The sequence below is a fragment of the Pseudomonas canadensis genome, from assembly GCF_000503215.1.
Lineage (GTDB): Bacteria > Pseudomonadota > Gammaproteobacteria > Pseudomonadales > Pseudomonadaceae > Aquipseudomonas > Aquipseudomonas canadensis.
Genome location: NZ_AYTD01000001.1, coordinates 531,909 through 545,094, shown reverse-complemented (window position 1 = coordinate 545,094; position 13,186 = coordinate 531,909). Strand labels below are relative to the sequence as shown.

Below are 13,186 nucleotides of genomic sequence, written 5' to 3'. Positions count from 1 at the left end.
GGTGAGCGGGCTTGCCCCGCGCTGGGCTGCGAAGCAGCCCTAAAACCCTACGCCGCGGACTGCCTGACACAACGCGGCGTACTTATTGGGGCCGCTTCGCAGCCCAGCGCGGGGCAAGCCCGCTCACCACAAAAGCCAGCTCCCACATTTGATTTGTTTCGCCTGATAGACTGCCCACACTTTTTCCGCCCGCGAGCCACTCACATGCTCCACGTGTTATTCAGCGTCTACCTGAAAATGCTGGTGCTCTACAGCCCGTTCTTCGTGCTGTCCTGCTTTATCAGCCTCACCCGTGGCTACTCGAGCAAAGAACGGCGCCGCCTGGCGTGGAAGGTGGCGTTGGCGACCCTGGTATCGAGCGTGCTGCTCTACCTGTTCGGCCGCGTAATTTTCAGCGTGTTTGGCATCACCGTCGACGCCTTCCGCATCGGCGCCGGCAGCGTGCTGTTCATTTCCGCCCTGGGCATGGCCCAGGGCAAGTCGGCGGTGCAGACCGACAACGTGCAGCAAGACGTGACCATCGTGCCGCTGACCATCCCCCTTACCGTCGGCCCCGGCACCATCGGCGCACTGTTGGTGATGGGCGTGAGCCAGCCACACTGGGACGACAAGCTCACCGCCATCCTCAGCATTGCCCTGGCCAGCCTTACGGTGGGCGTGGTGCTGTACCTGTCCAACCGGATCGAACGCATCTTAGGCGACCAAGGCTTGCAGATTGTCAGCCGGTTGATGGGACTGTTCGTGTGTGCCCTGGCCGCGCAAATCATCTTCACCGGTGTACGCGGTTACCTGGTGCCCTAGATCCGGTATTTGGCGATCGCCAACTGCACCTTGTCACCCGCACTCTCGCGCATCAGTTGGATCGTCTTTTCGTTGACCACCGAGGTATTCAGCACCAGGCATGTCTGCCCGCTGAAGGCCTCGAACGAGGAGCTGTCCCATTCCAGGAAAGGCAGACCCACCTGTTTGCTCACGCCATGGCTGCTGTAGGTCACCAGCACCATCATCAGTTCGCCGTCTGTTTGCACACAGGATGCCAGGCCGAAGTCAGCGCCCTGGTGCACAGAGCTGTTGCGTTTGAACAGCTCGAAAGACGCAGGCGTCTGCTTCAACGCCTCCAATGCATCGGCCGCCAGTTTCGGCAACGCCGTCAGCAGCGGCCCGGACAACGTGCTCGACGCCAACACGGCGGCAATAATGTTCAGCGCCGCCAACTGCACAGTCAGGCCCTTGCCCGCACCTGAAACCCGCTCGAAACGGCTGCGCACCGGCAGCCACCCCAGGCTGACCATCACTTTGATGAATTCGTCGTACCAATCCTCGGTACCGCGGTGCACTTTCAATACATCGCTGACGTAGCTGCTGGCCAGCAGATAACTTTTACGCACGTATTCCCGATTCAGACTCGATAGGCCTTCAGCAAACGAAATTACGCTGTTGTTGACCACGGCCGCGTTGAAGTCGTCCTCGGTGTCCAGCGGTAAAGCCGCACGTTTTCCGGGCGCCCCCGGTAGTTTGTAGGCGGCAATCAACTTGCGCCTTTTTTTATTGTTGATCCTTCTGTGATGTCGCTCCATCTTGGTTCTCCACAAGCACCCCAACTCGGGGCTTATGTCCACCCTAGTCCACTGGCTGCAGGGTTTTCCAGACGATAAACATCCCTTGGCGCACCCCGTCAAACCGTGCAACCCAGCAATAACGGGGGCGGTGTCTGGCGGGCTTGCGGATTTCGTCGCAGAAAAAAGAAAAACCCCGGACAACGCCAGGAAAATCCCTGGGTCATTCGGAGTTTTCAGACACCCGAGGGGCCATTTTCAGGAAGCAGGTTTCTCGCCGTACCAACGCGGCGTGTACACCCATTCACCGCCACCAGCACGCGGGAAGGTGACGGTGGTGGTGGAGCCGATCAGCACCATGGTGCGCATGTCCACCTGCTCCGGCGTCAGTTGCCCCAGCGTAGTGACGCGCAGGGTCTGACCCGGCCGACCAATATCCCGGCCTAGCACCACCGGCGTATCAGGCGTGCGATGCAGCGCGACGATTTCCAGGGCACGCCCCAGCTGCCACGGCCGCGAGCGCGAGATCGGGTTGTAGAACGCCAGCGCCAAGTCGGCCTGGGAGGCCAAATCCAAGCGCTTTTCGATGATCGACCAGGGTTTGAGGTTGTCCGACAGCGACATCACGCAGAAGTCATGGCCCAACGGCGCGCCCGCCTGGGCGGCGGTGGCGAGCGAGGCCGAAACGCCCGGCAGGATTTCCAGGTCGACCTGATGCCAGGCTGGATCGCTGGATTCGTGCAGGGCTTCGATTACCGCAGCGGCCATGGCGAACACGCCGGGGTCGCCGGACGACACAACAACCACCGAGCGACCTTGGGCCGCCAGTTCGAAGGCGTGGCGGGCACGCTGCATTTCTTCGCGGTTGTCGGTGCAATGCTGCACCTGGTCGTCACGAAAGGGCCCGGCCATGCGCACGTAGGTTTCGTAACCCAGCACATCGGTGCAGCGCGCCAGTTCAGCCTTGACCGCTGGCACCATCAACTCAGCGGCGCCGGGGCCCAGGCCGATCACGGCCAAGCGGCCACGCACACGGCCGACTTGCGACAGGTCCAGGGGTTGCTCGGCAACGTTGATGACAATATCGACGTCCTGGGTGACGCTGGCAAACCGTAGCGGTACACCCAGCTTCAACGCTGCCTCATGCAACGACGCTTCGGCCATCTGTGTATCACTGGCCAACAGGCATGCCAGGGATTGCACGGCGATGCCCGCCTCATGCAACTCAGTGCGCACACGCTCAGCCAACTGCGCACCTGGCTTGCAGGTCACGCTGATGTTCTTCGGGTAGATCAGCAATTCATTGGCGGCAGGCGTGCGCTCGGTACTGCCCACATGAATCGCCAGGCGTGCCTGTTGGTCCTGGGGCAGGTTGGCCTGGTCCAGCCACGGCGCGGCGCCTTCGATGCGCACGCTTTCGCCGGCCAGCAGGTCGGAGACGAAACGCTTGCCCAGCTCCAGGTCGGCCAGTTCATAACCCGCAGGCGGGTTGAGCAGGCAGGTGCCAAAACGCAGCTCGCCACTGGTAGTGATCGCAGCGGCTACGTTCAACGCAGCGGCGATTTCGCGCGCCATCACGTTCACACCGCCAAGGCCGCCGAGCAACGGCACCACCGCGCTGCCGTCTTCGGCCACGGCCAGCACGGCGGGTTCTTCGCCTTTTTCCAACAGCAGCGGCGCCAGGGTACGAATGACGATACCCGCCGCGCACAGCGCAATCAGCGGCGTGCCTTGCTGATAGAGCAGACGCAGGGTCGCGCCGAATTCACTGTAGGTCTGGTCCGCGCCGTCTACCCGTCCGGCCAGGCCGTGGATTAACGCACCGGGGTAGACCTGCTGGATCTTGCGCGCAGTGGCCAGGCTGCCCTGGCCCAGAATGACAATCGCCGGGCTCATCAACCTTGCCACCGTTCACCGGGCACGATGATCAGCGAGAAGTACGGCGACGACGACGGGTCGACCTGATCCAGCGGCACGATCTTCTGGTTCGCCATGGTGGCGCGCTCCACGTACAGCGCGCGCCCGGCCAGGCCAAGGTCTTCCAGCACCTGACGCACTTTCGGGAAGTTGCGACCCAGCTTCATGATCACGGCCGCATCGGCATCCGCCAGGCGGCGCTTGAGGTCTTCACGGGGCAATACACCCGAAAGAACTGACAGGCTCTGATTGCGATACACCAACGGCGCACCCAGCACCGAGGCACCGCCGAGCATCGAACACACGCCAGGAATCACCTGCGCGTCATAGCGCTCGGCGAGGCGGTCGTGCAAGTACATGTAAGAGCCATAGAAGAATGGGTCACCTTCGCAGATCACCGCCACGTCACGGCCGGCATCCAGATGTGCGGCGACGTCAACGCTGGCGGCGTCGTAGAAATCGCTGATCACCTGTTCGTAGGACATCGGCGCCGGCAACACTTCGGTGGTCACCGGGTACACCAGCGGCATCAGCGTCTGTTGCGGCACCAGGTGATCTTCGATGATGCCAAAGGCGTTGCCCTTCTTGCCCTTGGCCACGAAGTACGCCACCACGGGCGACTCACGCAGCAGGCGCAGGGCCTTGAGGGTGATCAGTTCCGGGTCACCGGGGCCCACACCCAGGCCGATCAAACGTCCGCGTGCCTGCATTATTCGACCTCCGTGGCCAGGGCGTTTACCGCAGCGGCGGCCATGGCACTACCGCCCAGTCGGCCCTGCATGATCACGAACGGCACACCACGACTGTCGGCGGCAAGCATTGCCTTGGACTCGGCGGCGCCGACAAAACCGACCGGGAAACCGAGGATCAACGCCGGTTTCGGCGCGCCCGCATCCAGCATTTCCAGCAGATAGAACAACGCGGTCGGCGCATTGCCGATCACCACCACGCTGCCTTCCAGGTGCGGACGCCACAGTTCAAGGGCGGCAGCGGAACGGGTGTTGCCCAGTTCGCGCGCCAGCTCCGGCACGCTGTCGTCGCGCAGGGTGCAGATCACTGGGTTATTGGCCGGCAAACGCGCGCGGGTCACACCTTCGGAAACCATCCGCGCATCGCACAGGATCGGCGCGCCAGCGGCGAGCGCATCGCGCCCGGCCTTGCCCGCGCCCTCGGAGAACTGCAGGCCGTCGATGGCGTCGACCATGCCGCAGGCATGAATGACCCGCACCGCGAGTTTCTCCAAATCAGCCGGGATGCGGTCCAACTTGGCTTCCGCGCGAATAATGGCGAAGGAGTTGCGATAGATCTCCTGACCGTCGCGGATGTAATCAATCATCGGTGTTGCTCCGTGGGCGGGCGCGCAGCAAGGCGCCCGTCGCTTCAATAGAAAGGTTGCGTGCGTGCAGCCGGCCGAAATCGGGGTGGGCTGCCTCGCGAAAATAGAGGTCGTAGTGGCCGGGGCTCACCGCCAGCAAGGTCACCGGCGCGGTATGTGCGGCGGCGCAGGAGCGTGGGCAGCCGGACAGATGCACGTTGTGCCCTGTGTCCAGCGCAGCGAGTTGCACGGCGTCGGCCTTGGTGTCGGCCAGGGCCTTGCCGCACCCGCTGGAGCCGGTGCAGGCGGTCATGCGCGCCAGGGGCTGGTCGATGGAACAAAGAAAGCCGAGCTGCGCCAAGTGCTCGGTAACGGCGTGCGGTTTTTCGACGTTGGGCAGCAGTACGCCCTGCCAGGGGGTGAAACGCAGCGTGCCGTCGCCGTATTCGCTGGCCAGTTGTGCGGCGCCCTTGAGCATCGTCGCATCCAGGCGACCCAAGGGTGCGATGGCGGCGACGTAAAGCTTGTTATTTTGATGCTGTGGATAAGTGCCCAGGTGCAGCAAAGCGCCGCTGGGAGGTCGTTTGAAGCCATCGGCTGGTAGCAGCGATAGCGTGAGATGACTCAGCAAGTTATCCACAGACAAATGCCGCATGCGGGTCTGCTCGGGAGTGGCGATGTCCAGAAATGCTTCCAGCACGGCCACCACCAGTGCATGGCCCTGGTCCAATGGCACGGCGGCCAGCGGCGCATCCAGCCCAGGACAGCCCGCCAGGCCGAATGCGAGAAGCGTCTCGCCACCACGTACGAACGCCGACAGCCACAGGTCATGGTGATGTTCGAGCATCGCCAACGCCTCACCGCCATCCAACTGTACGGCGAACTTGGCCGACAGCTCATGAAAACGCGGGTGGCTTTGCAGGGTATTCAGGATCTGTTCGGCCAGCGGGCGCGTATCGAAGAGCATCTGCGGATCGATCCCGGCGCTCGGGCTGAGCATCAGGTTGCGCACGTCGTCGCCGGCGGCATTGCTGGGGCCGAGGTCGGCTGCCAGCAGCATCGCAATCAGCGCGCGTTCTTCAGTGCCGATCCCGCGAATCTGCAGATTGGCGCGGTTGGTCGCCTCGATCACCCCACCGGCATAGGCCTGGGCGGCATCCGCCACCGCGTGGGCCTGGGCGGCGCGGATCGAACCACCGGCCAATTTGATCCGGCAAATGCCGCCATCCAACGCCTGGACAATACGCAGCAACCCCGGACAAGCCGAGGGGCGCAAGGTATTCACAGCGGGCGTTGGGTTCACGGGGCTACCGGTTGATGGGTAAAGGCGCGGTATTATGCCTGCTTTGTCCGGCGGCATGAAAAGCCTGCCCGTCGGATGTCGTTCAAGGAATTGTTATGTCGCCCTGGCTGACGGTTGTAGGCATCGGTGAAGACGGCTTCAAGGGGCTGGGCAGGAATGCCCGGCATGCCCTATTGCGCGCCACGCGGATTATAGGTGCTCAGCGCCAGTTGGACCTGTTGCCGGTGTGTATTCGCGGCGAGCGGGAGTTATGGCCGAGCCCGTTTTCCCTGGAACCGCTGCTGGCGCGGCGCGGCGAACCGGTGTGTGTGTTGGCCAGTGGGGACCCGATGTTCTATGGCGTGGGCGCGAGTCTGACACGGCAGGTGGCCGCTGAAGAGTTGCTGATCTTGCCCGCACCGTCGTCGGTGTCGTTGGCGGCAGCGCGGTTGGGCTGGCCGTTGCAGGAAGTGGTGACGCTGTCCGTGGTCGCCCGGCCGCTGGCGGCGCTGAATGCGCATCTGGCCAGTGGCGTGCGCTTGTTGGTGTTGAGCAATGACGGTCGCAGTCCGGCGTTGATTGCCGCTTTGTTGGCTTCGTGCGGGTTTGGGCCGAGCCGCTTGAGCGTGTTTGAACATTTGGGTGGCACGGATGAGCGGCGCATCGACGGGCTGGCTGTTGATTGGCAGCACGCGCCAATCGCCGATTTGAATCTGGTTGCCATCGACTGCGTGTCTGACCCTCAGGCTGTGCGCCTGTCACGTCTGGCCGGCCTGCCGGACTCAGCCTTCAAACATGACGGCCAACTGACCAAACGCGATGTACGCGCCATGACCCTCGCCCGCCTTGCGCCGATGCCCGGCGAACTGCTGTGGGACGTGGGCGCGGGCAGTGGCTCCATTGGTATTGAATGGATGCGCGCTCATCCGAGTTGCCGTGCAGTGGCGATTGAAGCGGATGAAGGTCGCCAAGGCCTGATCGAACACAACCGCGACGCCCTGGGCGTGCCGGGCCTGCAACTGGTTCGCGGCAAAGCGCCCGAGGCTTTAAGCGGCCTGGAGGCACCGGACGCCATCTTCATCGGCGGCGGCGTCACACGCGACGGCGTGCTCGAGACCTGCTGGCAACACCTGCGGCCGGGCGGGCGGCTGGTCGCCAATGCTGTGACCCTGCAAAGCGAAATGACCTTGATGGACTGGCGTGCGCGTTATGGCGGAGAACTGACGCGTATCCATGTCGCCCAGGCCCAGCCGCTGGGCGAATTCGATACGTGGCGACAGGCGCTGCCGATCACGTTGCTGGAAGTGGTCAAGCCGCTATGAAACGCATCCTGTTGTTGGGCGGCGTGACTGAAGCGCTGGCCATTGCCCGTACGTTGGGCCCGGAACATATCTACAGTTTGGCCGGTGTGGGCCGAGTGCCGACTGACCTGATATGCCAAGTGCGGGTGGGCGGTTACGGCGGGCCCGAGGGCTTGGCGCAGTTTGTTCGGAATGAGGGGATTAGCCTGATTCTCGACGCGACCCATCCGTATGCGGCGCAGATCAGCCGCAATGCGGCCGAGGCTGCGCAGTTGAGCGGCGTCCCTTGCTGGGCCTTGCGCCGACCGGCGTGGCAGGCGCAGGCGGTGGATGACTGGCGTGAGGTCAGTGATTGGGCGTCGTTGATTGAAGCGTTGAAGCCGTTCAAACGCCCGCTATTCACCTTGGGCCGCGAGCCGTTGCAGCATTTGGATGAAATCCCGCCGGAGCAATTCTGGACGCTGCGTGCACTGGATGTGTATCCGGGGAATGCGCGGTGTGACGTGATTGGCGCGCGGGGGCCGTTTTTGATCGAGGATGAGCGCGCGTTGTTCGAAAGGCGCGGGATTGATGTGCTGATCAGCAAGAACAGCGGTAGTACCGCAACGGAGCCGAAGTTGGAAGTGGCGCGGGAGCGTGGGGTGCCGGTGTTGGTGTTGAAGCGGCCGGTGTTGGCGCAAGTAGATCGGGAACTCTTGTCGCCTGAAGAAACACTCATCGCGTTGGCAAATTTCATTCAATAAGTCAGGATCGCTCGCTTGCTTGATTAGTAACCTATTTGTTACCTTCAGGACGGCTAATGATTGAGATTGAAGAATACCGACGCGATAACCAGTCCAGCCCCTTCGATGAGTGGTTTTCATCTTTGAGTGTGCCGGCAGCCACCCGAGTTTCCACCGCTTTGGTTCGACTCGAAATGGGCAACACCAGCAACATCAAGTGGTTCGATGGGCTGGGCGAGTACCGCATCGACTGGGGACCGGGCCTGCGAATCTATCTGATACGAGAAACCCACCGACTAATCATACTGTTCGGTGGTGGCGACAAATCCAGTCAAAAGCGCGATATCAAAGTCGTGAAGTCGCTGATCAATGAACATCAGCGTGACAAGAAATTGAAACAACAGAGGTAACCAGCATGGCGCTTACCCGCAGCTACAAACACACCATTGCCGAACGCGCTCAGCGCGATCCTGAATTTGCCCAGGCTCTCCTCGATGAGGCTGCCACGCTGTTTCTCAATGGTGAGCCAGAAGTTTCACGTGTCATTCTGCGTGATCTGGTCAACGCCACAGTAGGCTTTGAGGGCCTTGCTAAAGAAACGTCAAAACCGAGTAAAAGCTTGCACCGGATGCTGTCAGCCAGTGGCAATCCAAGCATGGATAATCTAGCGGCGATTTTTGCGGTGATTAGAAAAGCCCTGGGTGTTGATATGCAGGTCCACGGAGTTCCCACAGCATAAAGTGTGCAACACCAGACCTGGAGCTGGCTTGCCAGCGATGAGGCCCACAGATTCACCGCAAGTCTCAAGAGCCTCATCGCCGGCAAGCCGGCTCCTACAGTGCAGATGCGGCGTGCAAACGGTCCGCCAGCAACTGCGCCAACTCGATCAACTGCGCAACGCCGAGCAATTCCTCTCGTTTCGAGCCTTCCAGGTTAAACGCAAGATCGCAGCTGAGCGCATTGGCTGAAGCGAGGGTTTCGCTGAGGTTGACCAGCAGGTCTTCGGTGCTGATGCCGTCGGTAACGGTAAAGAGACGGACGGGGGGATTGGGAGTGGGTTTGATCATGGTGAAGCTCCGGAGAAGTAAAAAGGAGCTGCCACTGATCGCCGCGACGCGATGGGGGTGGCAGCTGTACGCAGGTTCGCGGACCGATTCTCCAGAACACCGGCATACCCGAAGGTATCCCGCGCACAGCCGCCATAGCGCCGCACAGTAGATGATAAAAAAACGCCAACTGAAAGGAGACAATGACGCTTCGGCGTCTGGAGAAATCCGGGCCGCGACGCCCGACCGCTGAGTTTGCAGCGATGTACGGAGACCAGGGGTTGAGTTTCCTAGGGGCACCTTAAAGGCTTGTCGGATATTTCTGTCGAATGACTCCATATCCGAGCCGAGCGCAATCCAAAATGTGGGAGCGGGCTTGCTCCCACATTTAGCACCGCGTTGTCCTTGATATCGGCAACCTCTCAGTTCCCGTCTATCCTCAACCACTGGCACTGCGACACCAAACCACATGCCCTGTTTTTACTTATCTCCTACGATCAGGCTAAATACCCCCCTGATCGTTTAACCCTACGGATTGTCCGCCATGGCCCGTCAACGCTTTGCAATCGCCTGGATCGCCTGCCTCGCAGTGCTGTTCAACGCCTTTGCCATGCCGATGGCCAGCGCGATGCAACAGTCCCAGGACCCGGTGCAGCAGTTGCTGTGGGGCAGTTTCTGCTCCTCCAATGGCGCTACGCTCAAGACCATCGGCCTGGGCAAGCTGGAGATTCCGGCGCCGCAGCAGGACGATCATTCCACCATGCAGCATTGCTGGTGTTGCTCGGGCTCGGCGCCGTTGGTGGCGTTGCCGGGGCATGTGCCGCAGTTGTATCTCACCCAATTCAGTACCTCCCAGAGCTTGCCGTCGCCCCGGCTGCAAAGCCCGACCCCGCGCCAGCAATGGCCAAGCCTCAACCCCCGCGCCTCTCCAACGGTCTGATTTTCTTCGCAAGTGAACTGCGTTTAGAACCGTTCTGGAGAACTGCCATGCTCAAATCTTCCCTGCTTCTGGCTGCGTTGCTGCTGCCGGTGTTCAGTGCTGCCAATGCCGAGGACTACAAGTCCGGTGACCTAGTGGTCAGCGAACCCTGGTCCCAGGAGTTGCCGCCGAATGCGCCGACTGTCGCTGCCTATTTTGTGATTCATAACACCGGCGAATCCCCGGACCGCCTGCTCAGCGTCGAAACGCCAGTGGCGGAAAAGGCCGAGCTGCATGAACACGTCATGCAGGGCGACCTGATGAAGATGCAGCAAGTGCCCAGCGTCGCCGTACCGGCCAAGGGTGACCTGACCTTCGCGCCCATGGCCTACCACGTGATGCTGCTCGGCCTCAAAGACCGCGGCCTGTTGGCCGACGGCAAGCAATTCCCGCTGACCCTGACCTTCGAAAAAGCCGGCAAGGTCGCGGTGCAAGTGTCGGTACAGAAAGTACCGCCGATGGCCGGCCACGCACACAAGCACCCGCAATAGACTGACACGTAATGGGCGCCCCTCGCGCCAGGCTCTCCCCACACGCCCGCGTAAGGCGCGGCGGTTGGATCAGCCTGTTCGCCATGCTGATGATCTTTATCGGTCCGCTGATTTCCCAAGCGATGCCGATGGACCATCACGCCGGTATGTCGATGGACATGCCGATGGACCACGGCGACTCCCATCACAAGAAAACCCCTGACGAACACCACGCCCTCTGGTCCAAGTGCGGCTATTGCGACCTGCTCTACAGCTGCCCCGCCTTGCCCGGCGGCGTTTCAACCTTCACCCAGAGCAGTCCGCCGCCCGCCAACGCCCTCACCCCCGCCACGCGCCTGGGCCATGCCCGGCAAAGCATTTTCCCCGGCGCCCGCAGCCGCGCGCCGCCCATCGCTTCGTAAGCACTTCACAGCGTTACTTCACCCCGGCCGACTTTAGACAGACAGCCGCAGGCTGCTGGCCGTGTTGTTTACGATTGATTGATGGAATTTGTCATGTCCAGGTTTTCTGCTGACACCCGTTTGGGATGTACTCCCGTGCTCGCCGCTCTGTGCGGCGCACTGCTGGCTCCGATGGCTCACGCCGACGAAAATGAATTGAGCCCCACCGTCATTACCGCAATCGCCCCCAGCTCACCACTGACCGTGATCACCAACCCGAAAGACCCGCGCCAACCGGTACCCGCCAGCGATGGCGGCGATTATCTCAAGACCATCCCCGGCTTCGCCCTGGTGCGCAATGGCGGCACCAATGGCGACCCGGTACTGCGCGGCATGTTCGGCTCGCGCCTGAATATCCTCACCAATGGCAGCATGATGCTTGGCGCCTGCCCGGGCCGCATGGATGCGCCCACCTCGTACATCTCACCGGAAACCTACGACAAACTCACCGTAATCAAAGGCCCGCAGACCGTGCTCTGGGGTCCTGGCGCGTCGGCCGGCACGGTGCTGTTCGAGCGTGAGCCTGAGCAATTCGGAGAGCTGGGTACGCGGCTCAACGCTAGCGTGCTGGCCGGTTCCAACGGGCGTTTCGACAAAGTGATTGATGCCGCCGCCGGGGGTCCGCTGGGCTATGTGCGGGTGATCGGCAACCAGGCCCACGCTGATGACTATAAGGACGGCAACAACGACACCGTCGCCTCGCGCTACGACAAATGGAACGGCGACGTGGCCGTCGGTTTCACCCCCGACGCCGACACCCTGCTGGAACTCACTGCCGGCCGTGGCGATGGCGAAGCACGCTACGCCGGGCGCGGCATGGATGGTTCGCAGTTCCTGCGCGAAAGCCTGGGGCTGCGTTTCGAAAAATCCAACATTGGCGAAGTCCTCGACAAGGTCGAAGCCCAGGTCTACTACAACTACGCCGACCATGTGATGGACAACTACAGCCTGCGCACGCCCTCGGGCACCGGCATGATGGCCGGGCCGATGGCATCCAACGTCGACCGGCGCACCCTCGGCACGCGCATCAAGGCCACCTGGCGCTGGGCCGATGTGCAGTTGATCAGCGGCCTGGATGCGCAGACCAACGAACACCGCCAGCGCAGCAGCATGGGCATCGATACCTACAAGGACCTGCCACGGGTCAAGGACGCCAACTTCCACAACTATGGTGTGTTTGGCGAACTGACCTGGTACGCCGCCGACCGCGAACGGCTGATCACTGGCGCGCGCCTGGACCGCGCCTCGGCCAAGGATTTCCGGCAGAGCACCGGTTCCGGCATGATGAAGCGCCCCAATCCGACGGCTGACAACACCCGCGCGGACATCTTGCCCTCGGGCTTCGTGCGCTATGAACACGACCTGGCCGACAGCCCCACCACCCTCTATGCAGGCCTGGGACACTCGGAGCGTTTCCCCGACTACTGGGAGCTGTTTTCGCCCAACACCGGCGCCGCCGGCTCGGTAAATGCCTTCGACGGTGTGAAGCCGGAGAAAACCACCCAGCTCGATTTCGGCGCGCAGTACAAAGCCGAAGACATGGAAGCCTGGGCTTCGGGTTACATCGGTCGGGTGCAGGACTTCATCCTGTTCGACTACCGACCGGGAATGATGGGCACCACCTCCCAGGCCCGCAACGTCGACGCCCGCATCATGGGCGGCGAACTGGGCGCAGCGTACAAACTGGCGAGCAACTGGAAAGCCGACGCCACCCTCGCCTACGCCTGGGGCAAGAACAGCAGCGACGGCAAAGCCCTGCCGCAAATGCCCCCGCTGGACGCACGCCTGGGCCTGACCTACAGCGAGGATGACTGGAGCGCAGGCGCGCTGTGGCGTGTGGTCGCCGCACAAAACCGCATCGACCAGAACAAGGGCAACGTGGTCGGCAAGGACTTCGACAAGAGCGGCGGCTTTGGCGTGTTCTCGCTGAACGCGGCGTATCGCATCAACAAGCACTTCAAGGTCAGTACCGGCGTCGACAACCTGTTCGGCAAGGCCTACGCCGAGCACTTGAACCTGGCCGGCAATGCCGGGTTCGGCTACCCGGCCAGTGACCCGCAGGCCATCAAGGAGCCTGGTCGCACCCTGTGGACCAAGGTGGATATGAGCTTCTAAAAAGCATCGGGGGCGGTGCGAC

At 62.0% G+C, this 13,186-nt stretch carries 15 protein-coding genes; 9 read left to right on the top strand and 6 right to left on the bottom strand.

Annotated features, from left to right (window positions below; all coding sequences use genetic code 11):
- The first annotated feature begins 204 nt into the window (after positions 1 to 204).
- Complete coding sequence (locus U367_RS0102355) at positions 205 to 801, top strand: MarC family protein (protein WP_003171467.1); 597 nt, start codon at positions 205 to 207, stop codon at positions 799 to 801.
- On the opposite strand, the gene U367_RS0102350 is transcribed toward U367_RS0102355, so the two are convergent.
- The 5 genes from U367_RS0102350 to cobG all read right to left on the bottom strand — a co-directional run bounded on the left by U367_RS0102350 (position 798) and on the right by cobG (position 6,148).
- Positions 798 to 1,577 carry a hypothetical protein gene (locus tag U367_RS0102350; RefSeq protein WP_028615572.1) on the bottom strand — a complete coding sequence of 260 codons (780 nt, stop codon included), beginning with the start codon at positions 1,575 to 1,577 and terminating at the stop codon, positions 798 to 800. The two genes, U367_RS0102355 and U367_RS0102350, sit on opposite strands and share 4 nt — an antisense overlap.
- A gap of 237 nt (positions 1,578 to 1,814) precedes the next feature.
- Positions 1,815 to 3,452, bottom strand: a complete 1,638-nt coding sequence (cobJ, locus tag U367_RS0102345; protein ID WP_028615571.1) for a precorrin-3B C(17)-methyltransferase — start codon at positions 3,450 to 3,452, stop codon at positions 1,815 to 1,817.
- Complete coding sequence (locus tag U367_RS0102340; RefSeq protein ID WP_028615570.1) at positions 3,452 to 4,183, bottom strand: precorrin-2 C(20)-methyltransferase; 732 nt, start codon at positions 4,181 to 4,183, stop codon at positions 3,452 to 3,454. The genes cobJ and U367_RS0102340 overlap by 1 nt, the downstream gene beginning before the upstream one ends.
- The gene (locus tag U367_RS0102335) at positions 4,183 to 4,809 is read right to left on the bottom strand and encodes a precorrin-8X methylmutase (RefSeq protein ID WP_016976987.1); all 627 of its coding nucleotides are present in this window, start codon (positions 4,807 to 4,809) and stop codon (positions 4,183 to 4,185) included. The genes U367_RS0102340 and U367_RS0102335 overlap by 1 nt, the downstream gene beginning before the upstream one ends.
- Positions 4,802 to 6,148 (bottom strand): precorrin-3B synthase, encoded by a 1,347-nt coding sequence (gene cobG, locus U367_RS0102330; protein ID WP_028615569.1) that lies wholly within the window; start codon positions 6,146 to 6,148, stop codon positions 4,802 to 4,804. The genes U367_RS0102335 and cobG overlap by 8 nt, the downstream gene beginning before the upstream one ends.
- Positions 6,149 to 6,186: 38 nt before the next feature.
- Here cobG and U367_RS0102325 point away from each other — a divergent pair, with 38 nt between their 5' ends.
- From U367_RS0102325 to U367_RS0102310, 4 genes are read left to right on the top strand one after another with little or no spacing between them, the layout of a single operon-like run.
- On the top strand, positions 6,187 to 7,392 hold the full coding sequence (locus tag U367_RS0102325) for a bifunctional cobalt-precorrin-7 (C(5))-methyltransferase/cobalt-precorrin-6B (C(15))-methyltransferase (protein WP_028615568.1): 1,206 nt from the start codon (positions 6,187 to 6,189) through the stop codon (positions 7,390 to 7,392).
- Positions 7,389 to 8,114, top strand: coding sequence for a cobalt-precorrin-6A reductase (locus tag U367_RS0102320; RefSeq protein WP_028615567.1), 726 nt, complete (start codon positions 7,389 to 7,391; stop codon positions 8,112 to 8,114). The genes U367_RS0102325 and U367_RS0102320 overlap by 4 nt, the downstream gene beginning before the upstream one ends.
- A gap of 56 nt (positions 8,115 to 8,170) precedes the next feature.
- Positions 8,171 to 8,503: a type II toxin-antitoxin system RelE/ParE family toxin gene (locus tag U367_RS0102315; RefSeq protein ID WP_028615566.1), complete on the top strand. Its 333-nt coding sequence runs from the start codon at positions 8,171 to 8,173 to the stop codon at positions 8,501 to 8,503.
- A 5-nt stretch (positions 8,504 to 8,508) separates the two neighbouring features.
- Complete coding sequence (locus U367_RS0102310; protein ID WP_025859536.1) at positions 8,509 to 8,832, top strand: helix-turn-helix domain-containing transcriptional regulator; 324 nt, start codon at positions 8,509 to 8,511, stop codon at positions 8,830 to 8,832.
- A gap of 94 nt (positions 8,833 to 8,926) precedes the next feature.
- On the opposite strand, the gene U367_RS0102305 is transcribed toward U367_RS0102310, so the two are convergent.
- Complete coding sequence (locus U367_RS0102305; protein WP_028615565.1) at positions 8,927 to 9,160, bottom strand: DUF6124 family protein; 234 nt, start codon at positions 9,158 to 9,160, stop codon at positions 8,927 to 8,929.
- Between the two features lie 523 nt (positions 9,161 to 9,683).
- On the opposite strand from U367_RS0102305, the gene U367_RS0102300 reads away from it, so the two are divergent.
- The 4 genes from U367_RS0102300 to U367_RS0102285 all read left to right on the top strand — a co-directional run bounded on the left by U367_RS0102300 (position 9,684) and on the right by U367_RS0102285 (position 13,164).
- Positions 9,684 to 10,079, top strand: a complete 396-nt coding sequence (locus tag U367_RS0102300) for a DUF2946 domain-containing protein (protein WP_028615564.1) — start codon at positions 9,684 to 9,686, stop codon at positions 10,077 to 10,079.
- A 47-nt stretch (positions 10,080 to 10,126) separates the two neighbouring features.
- Positions 10,127 to 10,609, top strand: a complete 483-nt coding sequence (locus U367_RS0102295; RefSeq protein ID WP_028615563.1) for a copper chaperone PCu(A)C — start codon at positions 10,127 to 10,129, stop codon at positions 10,607 to 10,609.
- 11 nt (positions 10,610 to 10,620) lie between these two features.
- Positions 10,621 to 11,010: a DUF2946 domain-containing protein gene (locus tag U367_RS0102290; protein ID WP_028615562.1), complete on the top strand. Its 390-nt coding sequence runs from the start codon at positions 10,621 to 10,623 to the stop codon at positions 11,008 to 11,010.
- Between the two features lie 93 nt (positions 11,011 to 11,103).
- Positions 11,104 to 13,164 (top strand): TonB-dependent copper receptor, encoded by a 2,061-nt coding sequence (locus tag U367_RS0102285; RefSeq protein ID WP_028615561.1) that lies wholly within the window; start codon positions 11,104 to 11,106, stop codon positions 13,162 to 13,164.
- The last annotated feature ends 22 nt before the right edge of the window (positions 13,165 to 13,186 follow it).

Excerpts from the sequence above, each read along its gene's own strand:
- U367_RS0102355 (WP_003171467.1), top strand. The coding sequence starts at position 205 with ATGCTCCACGTGTTATTCAGCGTCTACCTGAAAATGCTGGTGCTCTAC.
- U367_RS0102350 (WP_028615572.1), bottom strand. The coding sequence starts at position 1,577 with ATGGAGCGACATCACAGAAGGATCAACAATAAAAAAAGGCGCAAGTTG.
- cobJ (WP_028615571.1), bottom strand. The coding sequence starts at position 3,452 with ATGAGCCCGGCGATTGTCATTCTGGGCCAGGGCAGCCTGGCCACTGCG.
- U367_RS0102340 (WP_028615570.1), bottom strand. The coding sequence starts at position 4,183 with ATGCAGGCACGCGGACGTTTGATCGGCCTGGGTGTGGGCCCCGGTGAC.
- U367_RS0102335 (WP_016976987.1), bottom strand. The coding sequence starts at position 4,809 with ATGATTGATTACATCCGCGACGGTCAGGAGATCTATCGCAACTCCTTC.
- cobG (WP_028615569.1), bottom strand. The coding sequence starts at position 6,148 with ATGCCGCCGGACAAAGCAGGCATAATACCGCGCCTTTACCCATCAACC.
- U367_RS0102325 (WP_028615568.1), top strand. The coding sequence starts at position 6,187 with ATGTCGCCCTGGCTGACGGTTGTAGGCATCGGTGAAGACGGCTTCAAG.
- U367_RS0102320 (WP_028615567.1), top strand. The coding sequence starts at position 7,389 with ATGAAACGCATCCTGTTGTTGGGCGGCGTGACTGAAGCGCTGGCCATT.
- U367_RS0102315 (WP_028615566.1), top strand. The coding sequence starts at position 8,171 with ATGATTGAGATTGAAGAATACCGACGCGATAACCAGTCCAGCCCCTTC.
- U367_RS0102310 (WP_025859536.1), top strand. The coding sequence starts at position 8,509 with ATGGCGCTTACCCGCAGCTACAAACACACCATTGCCGAACGCGCTCAG.
- U367_RS0102305 (WP_028615565.1), bottom strand. The coding sequence starts at position 9,160 with ATGATCAAACCCACTCCCAATCCCCCCGTCCGTCTCTTTACCGTTACC.
- U367_RS0102300 (WP_028615564.1), top strand. The coding sequence starts at position 9,684 with ATGGCCCGTCAACGCTTTGCAATCGCCTGGATCGCCTGCCTCGCAGTG.
- U367_RS0102295 (WP_028615563.1), top strand. The coding sequence starts at position 10,127 with ATGCTCAAATCTTCCCTGCTTCTGGCTGCGTTGCTGCTGCCGGTGTTC.
- U367_RS0102290 (WP_028615562.1), top strand. The coding sequence starts at position 10,621 with ATGGGCGCCCCTCGCGCCAGGCTCTCCCCACACGCCCGCGTAAGGCGC.
- U367_RS0102285 (WP_028615561.1), top strand. The coding sequence starts at position 11,104 with ATGTCCAGGTTTTCTGCTGACACCCGTTTGGGATGTACTCCCGTGCTC.